The organism is Modestobacter sp. SYSU DS0875 (genome assembly GCF_054050915.1).
The window spans coordinates 26,896-48,297 of sequence record NZ_JBJHAH010000020.1; the positions used below are offsets into that span (position 1 = coordinate 26,896).

Sequence of the window (21,402 nt, forward strand, 5' to 3'; positions counted from 1 at the left end):
GGCGTTCAGTCGGGAGTGCGGCCGACCAGGACGGCGCGGGTGTCCGGGGCGGCGATCCGGGCGGCATCTGCCTCCTGGTCGTCGGGGGCGGCCTGCGAGCGGCGCTCGGCCTCCACCCGGGCCGCGTAACCCTCCACCTCGGCGGTGATCCGCTGCTCGTCCCAGCCCAGCGACGCTGCGACCGCGCGGGCCACCGGCCCGGCGGACTCCACCCCGCGGTGGGCGGTCTCGATCGAGATCCGGGTGCGGCGGGCCAGCAGGTCGTCCAGGTGCAGCGCGGCCTCGTGCTCGACGGCCCAGACCATCTCGACCATCAGGTACTCCTCGGCACCGGGCACCGGCTCCAGCAGCTCGGGCCGGTCGGCGGCGAGCGCCAGCAGCTGCGGGGTGAGCGACCCGAACCGGTCGAGCAGGTGCTCGGCGCGGAACCGCGGGATCCCCCAGCGGTCGGAGAGGCCGTCGAGGGAGTTGACCATCGCCACGTAGCCCTCGGCACCGACCAGCGGGATGTTCTCGGTGACGCTCGGCGGCACCCGCCGGGTGACGTCCTCGGCGACCGCGTCCACGGCGTCGGCCGCCATCGGCCGGTAGGTCGTGTACTTGCCGCCGGCCACGGCGATCACGCCGGGCATCGGGCGGGCGACGGCGTGCTCCCGGGAGAGCTGGCTGGTCGACTCGCTCTCCCCGGACAGCAGTGGGCGCAGCCCGGCGTACACCCCGGTGATGTCGTCGTGGGTCAGCGGCACCGACAGCACCTCGTTGACGTGCTCGAGGATGTAGTCGATGTCGGCCCGGCTGGCAGCCGGGTGCGCCTTGTCCAGCGCCCAGTCGGTGTCCGTCGTCCCCACGATCCAGTGGCTGCCCCACGGGATGACGAACAGCACCGACTTCTCGGTGCGCAGGATCAGCCCGGTCTCGCCGTTGATCCGGTCCCGGGGGACGACGATGTGCACGCCCTTGCTGGCCCGCACGTGGAACCGGCCCCGGCCGCCGACCAGGGTCTGGACGTCGTCGGTCCACACCCCGGTGGCGTTCACGACCACCTCGCTGCGGACCTCGACCTCCTGGCCGTTCTCCACGTCGCGGACCCGGACGCCGACCACCCGGCCACCGGCGTGCAGGAAGGAGACGACCTCGGCCGAGTTCAGCACGGTCGCGCCGTAGGCGGCGGCGGTGAGCGCCACGGTCAGGGTGTGCCGGGCGTCGTCGGCCTGGGCGTCGAAGTAGCGGACGGCGCCGACCAGCGCGTCCGGCTTCAGCGCCGGGAACAGCCGGCGGGCACCGGTGCGGGTCAGGTGCTTCTGCCCGGGCATCGGCTCGGACAGCGCGCCCAGCCGGGCCAGCCCGTCGTAGAGCGCCAGGCCGGCGGTGACGTAGGGCCGCTCCCAGCCTCGGTGGGTCAGCGGGTAGAGGAAGGGCACGGGCTTGACCAGGTGCGGGGCGATCCGGTTGACCGACAGGTCGCGCTCGTGCAGCGCCTCGCGCACCAGCCCGAAGTCGAACTGCTCCAGGTAGCGGAGCCCACCGTGGAACAGCTTGGACGAGCGGGACGAGGTGCCGCTGGCGAAGTCGCGGGCCTCGACCAGCGCCGTCCGCAGCCCGCGGGTGGCGGCGTCGAGCGCGACGCCCGCACCGGTGACCCCGCCGCCGATGACGAGGACCTCGAACTCGGCCTTCACCAGCTCCTCCCACGCCTGGGCGCGCTGCTGGGGTCCGAGCGGGCGTACTGCCGTCATGCGAACTCCTCGGTACGGGCCGTCGCGACGACGGCGCACGATGCACCCACGGTAGGTCGGCGCCCGGAGGGCCGTCGACGGCCGCTGTCTGACATCGTCGGACAGCCCGCGTGGGCGAGATCACCATCCCGGTCCCGGATGCCCTAGCGTCGGGCGCCGTGCCGGGCACCGTGCAGTCGATCGAGCGGGCAGCCGCCATCCTGCAGGTCGTGGCGGCCTCCGGCGGCACCCTGGGCGTCACCGACATCGCCGAGGCGGTCGGGCTGGCCAAGACCACCGCGCACAGCCTGCTGCGCACTCTCCTGCACGTCGGCTTCGTCGAGCAGGACCGGGCGACCGGCCACTACGCCGTCGGCGCCGGTCTGCTGCGGCTGGGCAGCCACCTGGACGCCAACGAGCTGCGCGCCCGCTCCTCGAACTGGGCCGACGCGCTGGCCGCCCGCAGCGGACAGGCGGTACGGCTGGTCACGCTGGCCGGGGACGACGAGGTCGTCGTCGTCCACCACGTGTTCCGGCCCGACGACTCCGCACAGGTCCTCGAGGTCGGCAGCACGCTGCCGGCCCACTCCACGGCACTGGGCCGGGTGCTGCTCGCCTCCGCACCGCGGCGCCGCCCCGGCCGGACCGGCGCCGGGGCGGTCGCCGCCGACCTGGCCGAGGTCCGGGCCCGGGGGTGGGCCGTCGAGCGCGGGGAACACCAGCCCGGGCGCGGCTGCATCGCCGCCCCGGTGCGCGCCTCCGGCGGCCTGGTCGTCGCCGCACTGGGCATCAACGGGCCGGTGGGCTCGCTGTTCGACGGCCGTGGTGCCCCGCGCGCCCCGCTCGTCGGCATGGTCACCGACGCCGCGGCGGGCGTGTCCCGGGAACTGGGGGGCGGGGGTGCCTGAGCGGTACGTGCTCGCCGTCGACCAGGGGACGACGTCCACCCGTTCCCTGGTCTTCGACCGGGGTGGCCGGATGGTCGCCGTCCGCCAGCGGGAGCACCGCCAGCACTTCCCCCGCCCGGGCTGGGTCGAGCACGACCCGATGGAGATCTGGGCGAACACCCGGCGCACCGCCGCGCAGGTGCTCGCCGACCTCCCCGGCGGCGGCGAGGTGGTCGCGCTGGGCATCGCCAACCAGCGCGAGACCACCGTCGTCTGGGACCGGGCCACCGGTCGGCCGATCACCCGGGCGCTGGTCTGGCAGGACACCCGCACGGCGGACCTGGTCGCCGAGCTCGCCGCCCGTGCCGACGCCGGCCTGGTCGCCGAGCGCAGCGGGATCGCGATCGCCGGCTACTTCTCCGGCCCACGGCTGCGCTGGATCCTCGACCACGTGCCGCGGGCCCGCGAGCGCGCCGAACGGGGTGAGCTGCTGTTCGGCACGATGGAGACCTGGCTGATCTGGAACCTCACCGGGGGCCCGGACGGCGGGGTGCACGTCACCGACGTGACCAACGCCAGCCGCACGCTGCTGATGGACGTGCGCAGCTGCCGCTGGGACCCCGACCTGCTGGCCTTCTTCGACATCCCGGCGGCGATGCTGCCGGAGATCCGGCCGTCGGTCGGCGTCCTCGGGCAGGCCACGGCGCTGTCGCCGGCGCTGCCGATCGCCGGCGCGCTCGGCGACCAGCAGGCGGCGCTGTTCGGCCAGGCCTGCTTCGCCCCCGGCGAGGCCAAGTGCACCTACGGCACCGGCAGCTTCCTGCTGCAGAACACCGGCACGGAGCTGGTGCGCACCCGGTCGGGCTCGATCAGCACGGTCGCCTACCAGCTGGCCGGCGAGCCGGTGCACTACGCGCTGGAGGGGTCGGTCGCCGTCGCCGGGGCGCTGGTGCAGTGGCTGCGCGACGGGCTGGGCCTGATCGGCTCGGCCGCGGAGGTGGAGACGCTGGCCCGCACGGTGGGCGACAACGGCGGCTGCTACGTCGTCCCGGCGTTCTCCGGACTCCTCGCCCCGCACTGGCGGGGTGAGGCCCGCGGCCTGGTCGCCGGGCTGACCTCCTACGTCACCAAGGGGCACCTGGCCCGGGCGGTGCTGGAGGCCACCGGCTGGCAGACCCGCGACGTGGTGCAGGCGATGGCCGCCGACTCCGGCCTGTCGTTGCCGGCCCTGCGGGTGGACGGCGGGATGACCACCAACAACCTGCTCATGCAGTTCGTGGCCGACGCCCTGGACACCCCGGTGGTGCGCCCGATGGTGGGGGAGACGGTGTCACTGGGGGCGGCCTACGCGGCCGGCCTCTCGGTTGGGGTGTGGTCGGACGTCGAGGCGCTGCGCCGGAACTGGCACCGGTCGGCGCAGTGGACGCCGTCACCGGCGCGCGCGGTCGCGCTCACCGCGGAGTACCCCCGCTGGGAGCGAGCGGTGGAGCTCAGCATTGCCTGGGGGGCTCCCTGACCCAGCTTGTCCGATGATGTCGGACCCGACGTGTTGTCCGGCTCACAGCCCGCTCCCTACGGTCCTGGCACGGGATGACCCGGGGTGATCACCGCCACAGGTCCGACCGGTACCACCCCGGTCCGCAGAGCCGCGGACCCGTCGGAAGGAGCGCCTACTCGTGGACACCGTCGGTCTCTGGACCGTCTTCGGCAGTGAGGTACTCGGCACCGGGGTCCTGCTGCTGCTCGGCGTCGGCGTGGTCGCCAACGTCGTGCTCCCCAAGACCCTCGGCAACGGCAGCGGCTGGATCGTCATCATCCTCGGCTGGGGGCTCGCCGTCTTCGCCGGCGTCTTCGCCGGGGCGACCTCGGGGGCGCACATCAACCCGGCCGTGACCGTCGGACTGCTGGTCAGCGGGACCGACACGTACGCGCCCGGCGTCGAGGTGAGCGTCGCGAGCACGCTGACGTACTTCGCGGGGCAGCTGGTCGGCGCCTTCATCGGTGCAGTCGTGGCGTACCTGGCCTACTACGGGCACTACAACGACCCGGAGGCCGCGGGCACCCAGCTGGGCACCTTCGCCACCGGGCCGGCCATCGGCACGGTCAAGGACAACGTGGTGACGGAGATCGTCGGCACCTTCGTCCTCGTCTACATCATCCTGCGGTTCGGGGACACCCCGACCGAGCTCGGCCCGCTGGCCGTCGCCCTGCTCGTCGTGGGCATCGGCGCCTCGCTCGGTGGCCCGACCGGGTACGCCATCAACCCCGCCCGCGACCTCGGGCCGCGCCTCGCGCACGCCGTCCTGCCCATCCGCGGCAAGGGCGACAGCAACTGGGGCTACGCCTGGGTGCCGATCGTCGGCCCGCTCATCGGCGCCGTCATCGCCGGCGCGCTCTCCCACGCCAACCTCTGACCCCGACCCCTCGGGCCGGCTGCCGGCCCCCGTCCGCAGGAGGAACCCCATGGCCCAGTACGTGGCCGCCATCGACCAGGGCACCACCAGCACGCGCTGCATGCTGTTCGACCACGACGGCGCGGTGGTGTCCGTCGGCCAGAAGGAGCACCAGCAGATCTTCCCGCGCGCCGGGTGGGTCGAGCACGACGCGATGGAGATCTGGGGCAACACCCGCGAGGTGGTGGCCCAGGCCATCGCCCGCAGCGACGCCAGCGCCTCCGACATCGTCGCGGTGGGCATCACCAACCAGCGTGAGACCGCGGTGGTCTGGGACCGGACCACCGGCAGGCCGGTCTACAACGCCATCGTCTGGCAGGACACCCGCACCGGGAAGATCTGCGACGAGCTCGGCGCGCTGGGCGGTGGCGCCGACCGCTACAAGGACACCGTCGGCCTGCCGCTGGCGACCTACTTCGCCGGCCCCAAGGTCCGCTGGATCCTGGACAACGTCGACGGGGCCCGGGAGCGCGCCCAGCGCGGTGACCTGCTGATGGGCACCATCGACTCCTGGCTGATCTGGAACATGACCGGTGGGGCCGACGGCGGCCTGCACCTCACCGACGTCTCGAACGCCTCGCGCACCATGCTGATGGACTACCGGAAGCTGGCCTGGGACGCCGACATCGCCCAGGAGATGGGCATCCCGATGTCCATGCTCCCGGAGATCCGGTCCAACTCCGAGGAGTACGGCCGGGGCCGCAAGGCCGGGTTCCTGGCCGGGGTGCCGATCGCCGGCTCGCTCGGTGACCAGCAGGCGGCGACGTTCGGCCAGGTGTGCTTCAGCAAGGGCATGGCCAAGAACACCTACGGCACCGGCAACTTCATGCTGCTCAACACCGGCGAGGAGGCCGTCCCCTCGGAGAACGGCCTGCTGACCACGCTGTGCTACCAGCTCGGCGACGCCAAGCCGGTCTACGCCCTGGAGGGCTCGATCGCGGTCACCGGCTCGCTCGTGCAGTGGCTCCGGGACAACCTCGGCATGATCAAGAACGCGCCGGAGATCGAGGACCTGGCCCGCTCGGTCGATGACAACGGCGGCGCCTACTTCGTGCCGGCGTTCTCCGGGCTGTTCGCTCCGCACTGGCGCTCCGATGCCCGCGGCGCCGTCGTCGGGCTGACCCGGTTCGTCAACAAGGGCCATCTGGCCCGCGCCGTCCTGGAGGCCACCGCCTACCAGACCCGCGAGGTGCTGGACGCGATGAACGCCGACTCCGGGGTCGACCTCACCGAGCTCCGGGTGGACGGCGGGATGGTCGGCAACGAGCTGCTCATGCAGTTCCAGGCCGACCTGCTCGGCGTCCCGGTGATCCGCCCGCAGATCGCCGAGACGACGGCGCTGGGGGCCGCCTACGCGGCCGGCCTCGCGGTGGGGTTCTGGTCCGACCTCGACGAGCTCACCGCCAAGTGGGCCGAGGACAAGCGCTGGGAGCCGCAGATGCCCGAGGACGAGCGGGAGCGGAACTACCGCAACTGGCAGAAGGCCGTCACCAAGTCGCTGGACTGGGTGGACGAGGACGTCGACTGAGGACGGGCCCCGCTGCCCCCACCGCTCGCGAGTTCGCGGCGGGACCCGGCAGCGGGGCCACTGTCGAGTAGCTTGTGCGGCTGACTAGTCAGCCGTACTGTCCACTCCGTGAGCGAGGAGCGGTGGCCCGGCGAGTGGATGCGCGGCGTGCTGTCGCTGTGCGTGCTCCGCGTCGTCGCCGACGGGCCCACCCACGGCTACGCGATCGCCGGCCGGCTGGCCGCGGCCGGACTGGGCACGGTCAAGGGCGGCACGCTCTACCCGATCCTGACCCGGCTGGAGACCGAGGGGCTGGTGACCGCGGCCTGGGAGGCCGGGGACGGCGGCCCCGGCCGCAAGGTCTTCACCGTGACCGGAGCCGGCGTCGCCGCGCTGCGGCAGCGGTCCGAGCAGTGGCAGGTCTTCACCGAGCGGGCCGCCGGCCTGCTGTCGTCCCCTTCCGTCCCCGCCTGAGGAGCCCACCATGGGGAAGGTCCTGAACCGCACCGAGCAGGCCTGGTCCGACGCCCTGCTGTGGCGCCTGCGGATGCGCGAGGTCCCCGGCACGCGGATCGGCGAGGTGCTCGCCGAGGTGCAGAGCCACGTCGCCGAGACCGGCGAGCACCCGCGGGAGGCCTTCGGCCCGGCCAAGGAGTACGCCGACCGGGTCGCCGACGCCCTCGGCGCCGCGCCGCCCGCCACGATCTGGCGGACGGCGCTCGCCGGCCTCACGTGGTGGGACCTGGTGGAGACGGTGGTGCTCGGCCTGGCCGCCTACCTGCTCGCCGACGGGCTGTGGGCACTCACTGCCGGGGAGTCCGCGGCCCTCGGCCTGCCGGCCTGGGCGGTCTGCCTCGTCGCCGCACCGGTGCTGGCAGCCTCCGTCGCCCGGACCGTCGTCACGGCCCGGCGGGAGGCGCGCGGCGACGAGGTCGTCGATCCCCGGACCGGCGCGAACATGGTGCCGCTCCCGAGGTGGACCGTGGCCGTCCTGTTCGGCGTCCCGGTGCTCGCACTCGTGGCGACGGCGGTCGGCGGACTGCTCACCCGGTGAGCGGCCGGCGCTCAGTCCCGGCGGGCCCGGGTTGCGTCGATCGCCGCGCCGATCACCAGCCCGAGACCCAGCCCGAGACCCAGGTTGTCCAGGCTCAGCCCCAGGGCGGTGCCCAGCAAGAGCCCCAGCGCGACGCCGGTGCCGGCCTGCCAGCCGGGCTTCTCGGGCGGGGACGACGCGGACGGGTCGGTCATGGCCGCACGGTAGGGGAGCCGTCCTCGTTCCGGAAGAGCCTCTCCCCGGACACCCGCTGAGGCGGTGTGCGGTCTTGTTGACCTGATCGTCACGCCCACCGGCTGCACAACCGTTCCCATGACGCCGATGACCCGACCGTGCCGGAGAGAGTCGTCGCGCTGGCCGAGCGCGTCCAGCAGCAGTCGTCGGCGCGGCTGCGGGACCTGGACGGCATCGCCCGCACCACCCGGATGCTCGCGCTCAACGCACTGGTCGAGGCCGCCAGGGCCGGGGACGCCGGCCGCGGCTTCGCCGTGGTGGCCGAGGAGGTCAAGCAGATCGCCGAGCAGGCGGCGGGCATCAGCACCGGCCTGTCCGCCGAGCTCGGGCCCACCGTCGCCGAGCTGCACGAGCTGGGCGCCCGGCTGGTCACCCAGGTGCGCGGGCAGCGGCTGGCCGACCTGGCGCTGACCGCCATCGAGCTGGTCGACCGCAACCTCTACGAGCGCACCTGCGACGTCCGCTGGTGGGCCACCGACGCCGCCGTCGTCGACGTGGCCGCCGCGACCGCCACCCGGCGGCTGGGTGTCATCCTGCGCAACTACACCGTCTACCTCGACCTCTGGATCGCCGACGCCTCCGGCCGGGTGCTGGCCAACGCCGCGCCGCAGCGCTGGCCGGGGGTGGTGGGCAGCGACGTCAGCGGCCAGCAGTGGTTCCGCGACGCGCTCGCCACCGCCGACGGTGACGCCTACGCCGTCGAGGACGTCACCGCCTCCGCGGCATTGGGCTCCGCGGTCGCCACCTACGCGACCGCGGTGCGCCGCGACGGCGAGACCGACGGCGAGGTGATCGGGGCGCTGGGCGTCTTCTTCGACTGGGCCCCGCAGACCCAGGCCATCCTCGACGGGCTCCGCCTGGCCGACGACGAGCGCGCCCGCACCCGCGCGCTCCTGCTGGACGCCGACGGCCGGGTGCTCGCCGCCTCCGACGAGCAGGGCGTGCTCACCGAGCGGGTGGAGCTGCAGACCCAGGGTGCGGCCAGCGGCTCGTACACCGACGGCGAGCACACCATCGGCTTCGCCCGCACTCCCGGCTACGAGACCTACGCCGGCCTCGGCTGGTACGGCCTGCTGATCCAGGAGCGGTGATCTCAGCCGGCCAGGGCGGCCGAAACGACGGCCTTGGCCTCCTCCTGCACCTGTGCGAGGTGGTCGGCGCCCTTGAACGACTCCGCGTAGACCTTGTAGACGTCCTCCGTGCCCGAGGGGCGGGCGGCGAACCAGGCGTTCTCCGTGGTGACCTTCAGCCCGCCGATCGCGGCGCCGTTGCCCGGGGCCTTCGTGAGCTTCGCCGTGATCGGCTCACCGGCCAGCTCGGTGGCGGTGACCGCCTCGGGGGAGAGCTTGCCGAGCTTGGCCTTCTCCTCCCGGGTGGCCGCCGCGTCGACCCGGGCGTAGGCCGAGGCACCGAAGCGTTCCGTCAGTGACGCATGCAGCTGCGACGGCGAGCTGCCGGTGACCGCCTGGATCTCCGACGCCAGCAGGGCCAGCAGGATGCCGTCCTTGTCCGTCGTCCACACCCCGCCGTCCCGGCGCAGGAAGGACGCCCCCGCCGACTCCTCACCGCCGAAGCCGACCGATCCGTCGAGCAGCCCGGGCACGAACCACTTGAACCCGACCGGCACCTCGACCAGCCGCCGGCCCAGGTCGGCGACGACCCGGTCGATGAGGGACGACGACACCAGCGTCTTGCCGACGGCGGTCTGCGCCCCCCACTCGGGCCGGTGGCTGAACAAGTAGGAGATCGCCACGGCGAGGAAGTGGTTGGGGTTCATCAGCCCGCCGTCGGGGGTGACGATGCCGTGCCGGTCGGCGTCGGCGTCGTTGCCGGTGGCGATCTGGTACTGGTCCTTCGCGCCGATCAGCGAGGCCATCGCGGACGGCGAGGAGCAGTCCATCCGGATCTTGCCGTCCCAGTCCAGCGTCATGAACCGCCAGGTGGCGTCGACCAGCGGGTTGACGACGGTGAGGTCGAGGCCGTGCCGCTCGGCGATCTCACCCCAGTAGGCGACGCTGGCCCCGCCCAGCGGGTCGGCGCCGATGCGGACGCCGGCGTCTTTCACCGCGGCCAGGTCCAGGACGCTCGGCAGGTCGTCGACGTAGGTGCCGAGGAAGTCGTAGGACTGCGCGACGGCACGGGCCCGGGCGAACGGGATCCGCTGGACGCCGTCCAGGTCGTTCGCCAGCAGCTCGTTGGCCCGCTTCGCGATCCAGCCGGTCGCGTCGGTGTCGGCCGGCCCGCCGGACGGCGGGTTGTACTTGAAGCCGCCGTCGCGCGGCGGGTTGTGCGACGGGGTGACGACGATGCCGTCGGCGAGACCGCTGGTCTTCCCCCGGTTGGCGGTGAGGATCGCGTGGCTGACCGCCGGGGTGGGGGTGTAGCCGTCGCGGGAGTCGACCAGCACGGTGACGTCGTTGGCGGCGAGCACCTCCAGCGCGCTCACCCAGGCCGGCTCGCTCAGCCCGTGGGTGTCCCGGCCGATGAACAGCGGGCCGTCGAAGCCCTGCTGCGCCCGGTAGTCGCAGATGGCCTGGGTGGTGGCCAGTATGTGCGCCTCGTTGAACGCGCCGTCCAGCGACGAGCCGCGGTGCCCCGACGTGCCGAACGTGACCTGCTGGGCGACGTCGGCCGGGTCGGGCTCGACCGTGTAGTAGGCGGTGACCAGGTGGGGGACGTCGACCAGGTCGCTGGGCTGGGCCGGCTGACCGGCGCGGTCGGAGGACATGGCCTGATCTTGACCCGGATCCCTCCTCTCCCGCGACCGGGGACGCCCTGTCGGGGGTCGGTCGTAGCCTGGTCGGGTGCTCGGGGACTGGCGGGAGATGGTCACCGACGCGGCACTGGCCGACGCCGTCGGCAAGCACGTGGTCGACCGGGCCCGGCCGTACGCGGCCCGCGCCGTGCTCGACGTCCGGGTGGCCGACGACGCCCGGCGGGTCACCGGACTGGTCCAGGGCGGAGCGCCGGAGCCCTACCGCACGACGGTGGTGCGCACCGAGGGCGGCCGGGTCGGCTGGGCCGCGGCCTGCACCTGCCCGGTAGGCGACGACTGCAAGCACGCGGTGGCCGTGCTGCTGCACCTGCGGCCGGACATCCAGCGCGCGTCGGGCGGACCGCGCCCGGGGCGCCCCGCCGCGCGCACCTGGGAGCAGGAGCTCACCGAGCTGGTGAGCGCCGCTGGCCGGCCCGCACCGGCCACCGTGCCGATCGGGCTGCAGTTCGAGCTGGTCGCGCCCGAACCCGGCCGGGGGCGCGCGTCGGTCGCCGCACCGGGCACCCGGCAGCGGCTGATCCGGCTGCGGCCGGTGGTGCCCGGCAAGCGCGGGCAGTGGGTGCGCAGCGGCGTCTCGTGGCGGCAGCTGCAGTACGACAGCACCCAGGCCGGCTGGGACCCGGCGCACCTCGCCGCGATGCGCGCGCTGCACGCCACCCACCAGGCGGCCCGCAACCAGTACTGGTCCTACGCCCCGGCCGACGTGTACCTGCACGAGTTCGGCCCGGGGCTGTGGCGGCTGCTGGCCGAGGCCGTGGCCGACGGCGTCCCGCTGGTCACCGCCGACCGGGCGGCCCGGCCGGTGGTGCTCGCGCAGACGCCGGCGGACGTCGCCGTCGACCTGCGCCGGGACGGCGAGCGCACCGAGCTGTCGGCCGTGCTGCAGGTCGACGGCCGCACGGCCGACCCCGGCCGGCTGTCCTTCCTCGGGATGCCCCCGCACGGGGTGTCGGTGGAGGGCCCCGTCGGCACCGACGGCGACGTCCCCGGGCTGGTGCTGGCCCGCCTGGACCGGCCGGTGCCGCCCGTGCTGGCCGGGCTGGTGGCCCGCGGCGGTGGCATCGACATCCCGCCCGGCGACGTCGACCGCTTCCTGCGCGACTGGTACCCCGGGCTGCGGCAGGCGGTCCCGGTGATCTCCGGCGACGGCTCGGTCGCCCTGCCGGAGGTGCCCCGGCCGCGGCTGGCCGTCGAGGTCCGCTACCCCGGGGACGCCATGGTCTGCGTGGCCTGGACGGTCCGCTACGGCGCCGACCGCGCCTTCCCGCTGCCCACCGGCGAGGAGGCCGCCGTGCCGGGCTCCGGGCGCGACCCGGTGGCCGAGCAGCGGCTGCTGGACGAACTGCCCGAACCGGTCGCCGGGCTCCCCGAGCTGTGGACGCCGGGGCGCCGGCTGGCCGATGCGGTGGAGCTGGCCGGGGTGGAGGCGCTGGAGTTCACCACCGAGGTGCTGCCCGCGCTGCAGGCCGCGCCCGACGTCGACGTCACGCTGGTCGGCAGCCCGCCCGACTACCGGCCGAACACCGCGGCGCCGCAGATCAGCTTCACCACGCGCGACAGCCGGGAGTCCGACTGGTTCGACCTGGGCGTCTCGGTGAGCGTCGACGGCCAGAGCGTGCCGTTCGAGACGCTCTACAAGGCCCTCGCCGCCGGGCGCACCCGGCTGGTGCTGCTCAGCGGCACGTACTTCTCCCTGCAGCGGCCGGAGTTCGAGCAGCTGCGGCTGCTCATCGAGGAGGCCCGCGCGCTGCAGGACGTGCCGGGCGACGGCGTGAAGGTCAGCCGCTTCCAGGCCGGGTTGTGGGAGCAGCTGCTCGGGCTCGGGGTGGTCGAGGAGCAGAGCGAGCGGTGGACCCGCGAGGTGCGCGGGCTGCTCGACCTCGAGCACGCCGAACCACCGCCCGTCCCGGCCGGGCTGGCCGCCGAGCTCCGCCCGTACCAGCACGAGGGGTACGGCTGGCTGTCGTTCCTCTGGGAGCACCGGCTGGGCGGGGTGCTCGCCGACGACATGGGGCTGGGCAAGACCCTGCAAACCCTGGCGCTGCTGGTCCGCGCGCACGAGACCGGCGACCTCGATGACGCGCCGGTGCTGGTGGTGGCGCCGACCAGCGTGGTGCCCACCTGGGCCCGGGAGGCGGCCCGGTTCGCCCCGGGCCTGCGGGTGGTGACCGTCGAGGAGACCGAGCGCAAGCGGGGCAGGGCCCTGCGCGACCGGGTGGCCGGCGCGCACGTCGTCGTCACCTCGTACGCGCTGTTCCGGATCGACGAGGACGCCTGGACCGAGCTGCCGTGGCGCGGGCTGGTGCTCGACGAGGCGCAGTTCGTGAAGAACCACCAGGCCCGCACCTACCAGTGCGCCCGGCGGCTGCAGGCCCCGGTGAAGCTGGCGCTGACCGGCACGCCGCTGGAGAACAGCGTGATGGACCTGTGGGCGCTGATGTCGATCGTCGCGCCCGGGCTCTTCCCCGACCCGCAGCGGTTCACCGAGCAGTACCGGATCCCGATCGAGCGGGACGGCGACGCCGAGAAGCTGGCCGTGCTGCGCCGCCGGATCCGCCCGCTGGTGCGCCGGCGGACCAAGGAGATGGTCGCCGCCGACCTGCCGCCCAAGCAGGAGCAGGTGCTCGAGGTGGTGCTCAACCCGCGGCACGAGAAGCTCTACCAGACCCACCTGCAGCGGGAGCGGATCAAGGTCCTCGGCCTGGTCGAGGACATGTCGAAGAACCGGATGACGATCTTCCGGTCGCTGACCCTGCTGCGGCAGCTGAGCCTGGACCCGGCGCTGGTCGACCCGGCCTACGCCGACGTCCCCGCCAGCAAGGCCGACGCCTTCCTCGAGCACGTGCGCGCGGTGGTCGCCGAGGGCCACCGGGTGCTGGTGTTCAGCCAGTTCACCCGCTTCCTGCGCAGCATCCGCGACCGGCTGACCGCCGAGGGCATCGGCTGGGAGTACCTGGACGGCCGCACCCGCGACCGCGACGCCGTCGTCCAGGCCTTCCGCACCGGTGGCGCGCCGGTGTTCCTGATCAGCCTCAAGGCCGGCGGGTTCGGGCTGACCCTCACCGAGGCCGACTACGTGTTCGTGCTCGACCCCTGGTGGAACCCGGCGAGCGAGGCGCAGGCCGTCGACCGGGCGCACCGGATCGGCCAGGACAAGACGGTGATCGTCTACCGGCTGGTGGCGGTCGGCACGATCGAGGAGAAGGTGATGGAGCTCAAGGCACGGAAGTCGGCGCTGTTCGAGAAGGTCGTCGACGACGGCGCGCTCGCCTCCGGAGCACTCACCGCCGACGACGTCCGGGGCCTGTTCGGGTGATCGGCGTGACCCGCTCCGCCTGATGGGGAGCCGCGTCACGGCACGGCTCCCCATCAGGTCCACCGGCTCGACCCGGCCCGCCCAACGGATCAGCTCCGCCGCGGTTGGCCGCGGTAGGTCCCGACGCTCCACAGGTTGCCCTCCGGGTCGCGGACGGCGAACTCGCGGCCGCCGTGGTCGGTGTCGTGCACCTGCTGCACGACCTCCGCCCCGGCGGCGAGCGCGCGGGCGTGCACCGCGTCGGCGTCGTCGGTGACCAGGTAGGCGGCGGCGGTGCCGGGCTGCGCGAGCCACGGGTCGCCGGGCACGTCGCGCACCGAGCCGAGCATCACCCCGCCGCCGGGCGGCCAGGACAGCTCGGCGTGCACCACGTGGTCACCGTCGGCGACGACCAGGGTCTCCTCGAACCCGAGGGCATCGACCAGGAAGCGGATGACGGCGCGAGCGTCGCGGGCCCGGAAGGCGGGCCAGACGGTGGGCGGGGGAGTCGTGTCGGTCATGCACTCAGATTGTCGACTCGGGCGGGCGGCCGTCTTGGACGTATCCGAACTCCTCGGCCAGCCAGCGCGACGGCGGCAGCCCGGAGAACGCCCGCCACTCCCGGGTCAGGTGCGCCTGGTCGGCGAAGCCGCCGGCCGCGGCCAGGCCGGCGAGGTCCAGCGGCCGGTCCGCCCCCGCCCGGGCCTGCAGCGCCCGGCGAGCACGGGAGAACCGGACCACGCGGGCAGCCTCCTTGGGGGTCAGCCCGGTCTCGGCGCGGAACCGGGTGAGCAGGTGGCGCTCGGACCAGCCGACCCGCCCGGCGACGTCGGCGACCCGCAGCCGCCCACCGGAGGCGACGGTCAGCCGCCAGGCCTCGGTGACCTCCGGTGCCGGCGCGCTGTCCGGGCGCACCCGGCGCAGCAGCACCCGCTCCAGGGCCACGAACCGGGCCGGCCAGTCGGGCGCCGCCCGGAACCGCTCGACCAGCTCGACTCCATCCGGGCCGAGGACGTCCTCGGCCGGGCAGTCCAGGGACGCCAGCGCACCGGCGGGCACCCCGAGCAGCCGACGGGCGCCCAGCGGGGTCAGCGCGAACTGGACGCCGGCCTGCCGCCCCGGGTGGCGGATCAGCGCGGGCGCGGTGTGCAGCCCGCCGACCAGCGCCGCGTAGCTGCCGGGCGCCTGGCGCGGGTCCGGGTGGGCCGCCAGCTCCAGCGGGTCGTCGAGGGTGACGACGAACGTGAGGGTGGGGGACGGCAGCCCGCGGTGCAGCCCGGGCGCCAGCCCCTCCTGCCGGTACCCGGTGGCCTCGGCGACCAGCCCGCGCAGCGCCGGGTGCGGCCGGTGGGCGAGGAACTCGCTGGTCACGGTCCGAGGATCGCAGCGACACCCCGGTTCCTCCAGCCGCCAGGACGCCCGCGGAGGCGCGCGGGTACGCCGACCTGCGCTCCGTCACCGCCACGCCGCCGGCAACCCGGGGTTCGCGGTCCCGTCGCCTGCGGTCGCCGTGGCAGGCGCCGGGCCGCCATCCTCTCCTCGCACCGTGTCGGTCAGCGCCGGCCCCTCCCGCGGCGTCCCACCACCCCTCGGAGGTCCTCGTGCACCCGTCCCGCCTCAGCGCACCGCGCGCCTCCGCCGGCGCCCTGGCTCTCGCGGCGGCCCTCGCCGTCCCGCTGGTCACCGCCGGTCCAGCGGCCGCGGGCTCGGGCGGCCACGGCCACGGCCACGGCCACGGCCGCGACGCCGAGCCGGTGCGCTTCGCCACCTACAACGTCTCGATGTTCCGCACCACCGAGGGCGAGCTGGCCGACGACCTGGCCGACGCCGACGACGAGGCGCAGGACGTCGAGGTGCGCAACGTCGCCGAGGTCGTCCAGCGGCAGCGGCCCGACGTGCTGCTGCTGAACGAGTTCGACCACGACGCCGAGGGGCTGGCCCTGGAGCGGTTCCAGGAGAACTTCCTCGCCGTCGGCCAGGGCCCGGCGGGGGAGGAGGCCGAGCCGATCGAGTACCCGTACGCGATGGTGTTCGCGTCGAACACCGGCGTCGCCAGCGGCTTCGACCTGAACGACGACGGCACGGTGGGCACGGAGGGGCAGGCCTACGGGGAAGACTCGTTCGGCTTCGGCACCTTCCCCGGCCAGTACGCCTTCGCGGTGCTGTCGAAGCACCCGATCGACACCGACGAGGTGCGCACCTTCCAGGAGTTCCAGTGGGCGGACATGCCCGGTGCCCGGCTGCCCGACGACCCGGCCACCCCCGAGCCGGCGGACTTCTACTCCGCCGAGGAGCTGGACGTCTTCCGGCTGTCCAGCAAGAACCACGTCGACGTCCCGGTGCGGATCGGCCGGCGCACCGTGCACGTGCTGGCCAGCCACCCCACCCCGCCGACCTTCGACGGGCCGGAGGACCGCAACGGGCTGCGCAACGCGGACGAGATCCGGTTCTGGGCCGACTACGTCACCCCCGGCAAGGGTTCCTACATCTACGACGACCAGGGGGGAACCGGCGGCCTGCACCCGCGCGACCGGTTCGTGGTCATGGGTGACCTCAACGCCGACCCGGCCGACGACGGCAACGGCCTGCCCGGCGCGGCCGACCAGGTGATCGGGCTCCGGCAGGTCCAGGATCCGCAGCCCACCAGCGAGGGGGCGGCCGAGGCGGCGGCCCTGCAGGGTGGGGCCAACCTCGAACACGACGGCGACCCGGCCCTCGACACCGCCGACTTCGCCGACGGGGTCGACGGCCCGGGCAACCTCCGCGTCGACCACGTGCTGCCGTCAAGGCGGCTCCAGGTCTGCGACGCCGGGGTCTTCTGGCCGTCGTCGGCGGACCCGCTGTCCCGGCTCACCGGGGTCTACGACCCGCAGTTCACCAACGGGTTCCCCAGCTCCGACCACCGGATGGTCTGGGTGGACCTCGCCCTGCGGGGCGGCGGGCACCACCGCTGACCCGCGCCGTCCGGGAGGCTGCTCAGCGATCGACGCGGGCGGTCTCCCGGCGGAGGGTGAGCCCCTGCCGCAGCAGCCCGGCGGCGAGCACCGCGCCGACGCCCTCCCCGGCCCGCAGCCGCAGGTCCAGCAGCGGCTCGACGCCGAGCGCGTGCAGCACCAGCTCGTGCCCGCGCTCCCGGCTGCGCTGCCCGGCCACCAGCGCCGACTGCGCGGCCGGCTCCAGGCCGACGGCGACCAGCGCGGCCACCGAGGTGGCGAACCCGTCGACCACGACGACCGCCCCGGCCTCGGCCGCCCCGAGCACCGCGCCGGCGAGGACGGCGAGCTCCGGGCCGCCGAGCTCGGTCAGCGCGGTCAGCGCGGTCAGCGGGTCGAGCCGGGCGCCGGCCCGGTCCAGCGCCGCGGCGACCACGGCCCGCTTGCGCTCGACCATCGCCGAGTCCGCGCCCGCCCCCAGCCCCACGACCTCGTCCGGGGCCAGCCCGAGCAGGCCGGCGGCCAGCGCCGCGGCGACCGTCGTGTTGCCCACGCCGACCTCACCGAGCGCGACCAGCCCGGTCGCCGGCCCGTGCGCGGCGCCCAGCCGGCGGCCGGCGGCGAGCAGTTCCGCGGCGTCGTCGGCGGTCATCGCCGGCCCGGCCACCAGGTCCCCGCGCGGCCCGGCGGTCCGGACGTCCAGCGCCCCGGGCACCGCGGCGCCCTGCACCCCGGCGTCCACGACCACGACGTCCAGCCCGGCCGACCGCGCGGCGGTCGCGCCCAGCGCCTGCCCGGCCACCGCGGCGGCGGTGATGTCCCGGGTGGTCGCGACCGGGAACGCCGATACGCCGTGCGCGGTGACCGGGTGGTCGGCGGCGGCGAGCAGCAGCGTGCCGCCGGTCAGCTCGGTGCGGCCCAGCGCGACGGCCCGGTCGACCGCCCGGTCGAGCACGCCCAGCGACCCGGGCGGGGTGAGCAGCCGGTCGGCCTGGTCACGGGCGCCGACGACGGCGGCCGGCGCCGGGCTGCGCAGCCGGTTCGGTGGGGGCGCCGCGTCGGCGGCCGGCCAGCGGTCGGTGAGGACGACGTCGGCCAGCGGCTGCCGGCGCGACCAGCCGGCCCGCTCCAGGCCCGGTGCGGGCGGCCGCTCGTCCGGCCAGCCCAGGCACAGCCAGCCGAGGGTGACCACACCGTCGGGCAGCGCGAGCAGCTCACCGAGCTCCTCGGGGCGGAACAGCGTCACCCAGCCCAGGCCGAGCCCCTCGGCGCGGGCGGCCAGCCACAGGTTCTGGATCGCGGCGGCGCAGCTCCACAGGTCGGCGTCGGGGAAGGTGGCGCGGCCGAGCACCCCGGCCGCCGGCGTCCGGCGGTCGCAGCAGACGACGACGCCCAGCGGCGCCTCGCGCACGCCCTCCAGCTGCAGGTCCAGCAGCCGGGCGCCGGCCTCGGGCTCCAGCTGGGCGGCCTGGCGGAGCCGCTCCCGGTCGGTGAGCACGGCGGCCCGGTCGCGGACCGCCGGGTCGCGGACCACCACGAACCGCCACGGCTGGCTGTGCCCCACCGACGGCGCCTGGTGCGCGGCGGTGAGCACCCGGGTGAGCACGTCGTCGGGCACCGGGTCGGGCCGGTAGCGGCGGACGTCGCGCCGGGCGCCGATGGCGCGGTACAGCCCGGCGCGGTCGGCCTCGGGGAGCGCCCAGCCGGTCGGGTCGGCGGCCCGCTCGGACGCGGCGGTGCCGTCGCCGATCAGCGGAACCGGGCGGGGCCAGGTCGTCATCGCTCGACCTGCTGCAGGAACCGCCGCACGGTCTCCAGGAAGACCTCGGGCTGCTCGGAGTGCACCCAGTGCCCGGCGTTCTTCACCCGCACCAGCCGGGTGGCGGGGAAGAGCTCGTCCATCCGCGGCCGGTCGGAGTCCAGCACGTAGTGCGAGTTCGCCCCGGCGATCCACAGCACCGGGCCGTCGTAGGTCGCTCTCGGCTCGGGCTCGGGGAAGCGCCGCAGCTCACCCAGGTCGCGGGCGAGGGTCTCCAGGTTCAGCCGCCACCTCCAGCCTTCCTGCCCGTCGCGGACCAGGCTCTGCAGCAGGAAGGACCGGACCATCGTGCTCGGCACCGCCTCACGGAGCGCCCGGTCGGCGTCTTCGCGGGTCTCCAGCGCGTCGACGTCCACCGCCTGCATGGCGGCGATGAACGCCGCGAAGGGCGAGGCCTCCTCGTCCGGGTCCTCGGTGCGCCCGCCGGTCTCCGGGTAGTCGACCGGGGCGATGTCGACGACGACGAGGGCGCGCAGCAGCTCCGGCCAGCGCAGCGCCAGCTGCATCGCCACCTTGCCGCCCATGGAGTGCCCGACCAGGGTGACCGGCTCGCCGAGCAGGGCGAGCTCGGCGGCGACGAACTCGGCCATGTCGCCGTAGTCGACCCGGTCGGTCCACGGCGAGTGCCCGTGGTTGGGCAGGTCGAGCAGGGTGACCCGGTGGCCGTCGTCGGCCAGGGCCTTGGCGATCGTCGTCCAGTTGCGCCCCTGGCCGAAGAGGCCGTGCACGAAGACCACCCGGGGCCCGGTGTCGCCGAGCGTGCGGGCCGCCAGCCGGTTCGGGTCGGTCATGCCCCGATCCCATCAGATGAGCCGGTGATCGTGCGCCCAGCCCATGTCACTGCACCGGATCGTCGGTGCCCGCACCTACCGTCGACGGGCTCACTGCACCACCGCTGCGAGGAGATCCCCGTGCCCGGACGCCGCCGGCGTGCCACCCGCTCGTCCACCAGCACCACCGCCCGGACGACGACCACCCGGAAGGCCGCCCCCACACGGAAGGCGGCCCCGGCCCGCACGGCGGCCGCCCGGAAGGCAGCCCCGAAGAAGGCAGCGCCGGAGCTGCCGGTGGCCGGGCCGGGGGAGCGGGTGTGGGTGCTCGCCGTCCCCTTCCGGGCTCCCGCGCCCGGGGCGAGCTGGCACGCCGGGCTCTCGGCGCACGTGTACGTCGGTGCCGCGCTGCCCGCGGCGCTGCAGCCCTACGACCCGCCGCCGCACAGCCTGGAGCGGTACCTGGAGGACGAGCTCAACGCCGTCCCCCGCCCGCTGCCGGCCGGCCGGCCGATGACCCCGCGGGAGCAGCAGGTCACCGGTGCGGGCGTGATCGCGGCACACGCGGCGGCCGGTGGGCGGATGTTCCTGCTCGGCGACGACCCCGGGGTGGGGAAGACCGGCACCGCCGTCCTCGCCGTCCGGCAGATCGCCGAGCAGCGCGCGGCCACCCAGCGCCCGGTGCGGCGGGTGCTGGTCGTCGCCGACCGCCCGGCGGCGATCACCGTGCCGCACTGGGCGCGCTCCATCGGCGCGTTCGGGGGCGCTGCACCGGATGGGCAGGGCCTGCGCTGGTGCGTGACCACCTGGGACCGGCTGGGCAAGGTGGCCGCCGCGACGAAGGCCACCGGGCACGGCTTCGACGTCGTCGTCGCCGACGAGGCGCACATGGTCCGGCACACGACGACCCAGCGGTGGAAGCACTGGAAGGCGGTCTCCGGCAGCGGCCGGGTCAAGGACGCCCCGTTCGTGCTGCTCGCGACGGCGACGCCGGCGCACACCCCGCTCGAGCTGCCGTACCTGGCGCCGCACTTCGCCACGCTGCACGGCGAGCCGCTGCGGGAGTGGGCCGACCTGCCTGCCCGGCTCGCCGCGCACGGGTTCCACGTGGAACGTGGCCGCTACGGCTGGGCGTGGACCGAGGACGCCGACGAGCGCCGCGCCGACCTCGCCCGGCTGCGCAGCTGGCTGGCCGACACCGACCCGCCGGCCACCCTGCACCGGCCCGCGCCGTGGGGGCCGGTGTCGGTCACCGGCACCCCGGTCCAGCTGACCCCGGCCGAGCGCGCGCAGTACGAGGCGGAGTGGTCGGAGTTCCGCGCCGAGATGCAGCTGGCCCGCCGGAAGCGGGAGACCGCCCGCGGCCGGGCGGCGCTGCTGCGCTTCCGGCAGAAGGCCGGGCTGATCCGGGCCGCGGCCACCGTCGACTGGGTGACGGCGCAGGTGGAGGCCGGGCGGCAGGTCGCCGTGTCGGTGGAGTTCGTGGAGACCGCCGCCGACCCGATCCGCGAGGCGCTGCTGGACGGCGGGATCGCCGTCGCCGGGATCTACGGCCGGGACCGCTTCGACGTCGAGGCCGAGCGGTTGCGGTTCCAGACCGGCGAGGCGCCGGTGTGCGTGTTCACCGTGACGGCGTCGATCAGCCTGCACGCCGGCGAGCAGCTGCCCGGCGGCCTCGTCGCCTCGACCACCCCGCGGGTGGGGCTGTTCCACCAGCCCCGGTTCTCCGGCATCGCCGCCCGGCAGGTCACCGGCCGCACCCACCGCGACCACCAGGTGTCGCCGTGGCGGGTCGCGTTCGCCGCCGACACCGTCGAGGAGGACGTCGCCCGGGTGATGGTCGAGCGCCTGGCGGTCACCGGGTCCACCGCGGGCGGGGACACCGCCGGGCTGCAGCAGATCGCCGAGCTGCTGGACGCCGACTGGCTGCCCGCCGCCTCGCTGACCGGGAACGACTGA

General features: G+C 74.9%; 17 protein-coding genes. 10 read left to right on the forward strand and 7 right to left on the reverse strand.

Annotated features, from left to right (window positions below; all coding sequences use genetic code 11):
* Nucleotides 1–5: 5 nt before the first annotated feature.
* Nucleotides 6–1,736, reverse strand: a complete 1,731-nt coding sequence (locus ACI79Y_RS13290; RefSeq protein ID WP_457158928.1) for a glycerol-3-phosphate dehydrogenase/oxidase — start codon at nt 1,734–1,736, stop codon at nt 6–8.
* A gap of 158 nt (nt 1,737–1,894) precedes the next feature.
* Between ACI79Y_RS13290 and ACI79Y_RS13295 the strand changes: the two genes are divergently transcribed.
* The 6 genes from ACI79Y_RS13295 to ACI79Y_RS13320 all read left to right on the forward strand — a co-directional run bounded on the left by ACI79Y_RS13295 (nt 1,895) and on the right by ACI79Y_RS13320 (nt 7,616).
* Nucleotides 1,895–2,623 carry an IclR family transcriptional regulator gene (locus ACI79Y_RS13295; protein WP_457158929.1) on the forward strand — a complete coding sequence of 243 codons (729 nt, stop codon included), beginning with the start codon at nt 1,895–1,897 and terminating at the stop codon, nt 2,621–2,623.
* Nucleotides 2,616–4,118: a glycerol kinase GlpK gene (gene glpK, locus ACI79Y_RS13300; RefSeq protein ID WP_457158930.1), complete on the forward strand. Its 1,503-nt coding sequence runs from the start codon at nt 2,616–2,618 to the stop codon at nt 4,116–4,118. Before ACI79Y_RS13295 ends, glpK (ACI79Y_RS13300) begins: the two co-directional genes overlap by 8 nt.
* A 160-nt stretch (nt 4,119–4,278) precedes the next feature.
* Nucleotides 4,279–5,016 carry an MIP/aquaporin family protein gene (locus ACI79Y_RS13305; RefSeq protein WP_457158931.1) on the forward strand — a complete coding sequence of 246 codons (738 nt, stop codon included), beginning with the start codon at nt 4,279–4,281 and terminating at the stop codon, nt 5,014–5,016.
* Nucleotides 5,017–5,065: 49 nt separating this feature from the next.
* Nucleotides 5,066–6,583, forward strand: coding sequence for a glycerol kinase GlpK (gene glpK / locus ACI79Y_RS13310; RefSeq protein WP_457158932.1), 1,518 nt, complete (start codon nt 5,066–5,068; stop codon nt 6,581–6,583).
* Nucleotides 6,584–6,691: 108 nt separating this feature from the next.
* Nucleotides 6,692–7,036 carry a PadR family transcriptional regulator gene (locus tag ACI79Y_RS13315; RefSeq protein WP_457158933.1) on the forward strand — a complete coding sequence of 115 codons (345 nt, stop codon included), beginning with the start codon at nt 6,692–6,694 and terminating at the stop codon, nt 7,034–7,036.
* A 10-nt stretch (nt 7,037–7,046) separates the two neighbouring features.
* Nucleotides 7,047–7,616: a hypothetical protein gene (locus tag ACI79Y_RS13320; RefSeq protein WP_457158934.1), complete on the forward strand. Its 570-nt coding sequence runs from the start codon at nt 7,047–7,049 to the stop codon at nt 7,614–7,616.
* 11 nt (nt 7,617–7,627) lie between these two features.
* Here the strand turns inward: ACI79Y_RS13320 and ACI79Y_RS13325 are convergent, their stop codons facing one another.
* Nucleotides 7,628–7,810, reverse strand: a complete 183-nt coding sequence (locus tag ACI79Y_RS13325; protein WP_457158935.1) for a hypothetical protein — start codon at nt 7,808–7,810, stop codon at nt 7,628–7,630.
* A gap of 138 nt (nt 7,811–7,948) precedes the next feature.
* Between ACI79Y_RS13325 and ACI79Y_RS13330 the strand changes: the two genes are divergently transcribed.
* A complete protein-coding gene (locus ACI79Y_RS13330) occupies nt 7,949–8,941 on the forward strand; it encodes a methyl-accepting chemotaxis protein (protein WP_457158936.1) in 993 nt (330 codons plus the stop codon).
* 2 nt (nt 8,942–8,943) lie between these two features.
* On the opposite strand, the gene pgm is transcribed toward ACI79Y_RS13330, so the two are convergent.
* Nucleotides 8,944–10,578 carry a phosphoglucomutase (alpha-D-glucose-1,6-bisphosphate-dependent) gene (pgm, locus tag ACI79Y_RS13335; protein WP_457158937.1) on the reverse strand — a complete coding sequence of 545 codons (1,635 nt, stop codon included), beginning with the start codon at nt 10,576–10,578 and terminating at the stop codon, nt 8,944–8,946.
* A 76-nt stretch (nt 10,579–10,654) separates the two neighbouring features.
* Here pgm and ACI79Y_RS13340 point away from each other — a divergent pair, with 76 nt between their 5' ends.
* The gene (locus ACI79Y_RS13340; RefSeq protein WP_457158938.1) at nt 10,655–13,942 is read left to right on the forward strand and encodes a DEAD/DEAH box helicase; all 3,288 of its coding nucleotides are present in this window, start codon (nt 10,655–10,657) and stop codon (nt 13,940–13,942) included.
* A gap of 89 nt (nt 13,943–14,031) precedes the next feature.
* On the opposite strand, the gene ACI79Y_RS13345 is transcribed toward ACI79Y_RS13340, so the two are convergent.
* Complete coding sequence (locus ACI79Y_RS13345; RefSeq protein ID WP_457158939.1) at nt 14,032–14,442, reverse strand: VOC family protein; 411 nt, start codon at nt 14,440–14,442, stop codon at nt 14,032–14,034.
* Nucleotides 14,443–14,446: 4 nt separating this feature from the next.
* Nucleotides 14,447–15,292, reverse strand: coding sequence for a helix-turn-helix domain-containing protein (locus ACI79Y_RS13350; protein WP_457158940.1), 846 nt, complete (start codon nt 15,290–15,292; stop codon nt 14,447–14,449).
* 230 nt (nt 15,293–15,522) lie between these two features.
* Between ACI79Y_RS13350 and ACI79Y_RS13355 the strand changes: the two genes are divergently transcribed.
* Nucleotides 15,523–16,875 (forward strand): endonuclease/exonuclease/phosphatase family protein, encoded by a 1,353-nt coding sequence (locus ACI79Y_RS13355; protein ID WP_457158941.1) that lies wholly within the window; start codon nt 15,523–15,525, stop codon nt 16,873–16,875.
* A 22-nt stretch (nt 16,876–16,897) separates the two neighbouring features.
* On the opposite strand, the gene bluB is transcribed toward ACI79Y_RS13355, so the two are convergent.
* Both bluB and ACI79Y_RS13365 read right to left on the reverse strand, forming a co-directional pair.
* Nucleotides 16,898–18,634, reverse strand: coding sequence for a 5,6-dimethylbenzimidazole synthase (bluB, locus tag ACI79Y_RS13360; protein ID WP_457158942.1), 1,737 nt, complete (start codon nt 18,632–18,634; stop codon nt 16,898–16,900).
* Nucleotides 18,631–19,464 (reverse strand): alpha/beta fold hydrolase, encoded by an 834-nt coding sequence (locus ACI79Y_RS13365; protein ID WP_457158943.1) that lies wholly within the window; start codon nt 19,462–19,464, stop codon nt 18,631–18,633. The genes bluB and ACI79Y_RS13365 overlap by 4 nt, the downstream gene beginning before the upstream one ends.
* A 120-nt stretch (nt 19,465–19,584) precedes the next feature.
* Between ACI79Y_RS13365 and ACI79Y_RS13370 the strand changes: the two genes are divergently transcribed.
* Entirely contained in the window at nt 19,585–21,402 is a 1,818-nt protein-coding gene (locus ACI79Y_RS13370; RefSeq protein ID WP_457158944.1) for a DEAD/DEAH box helicase family protein, read from the forward strand.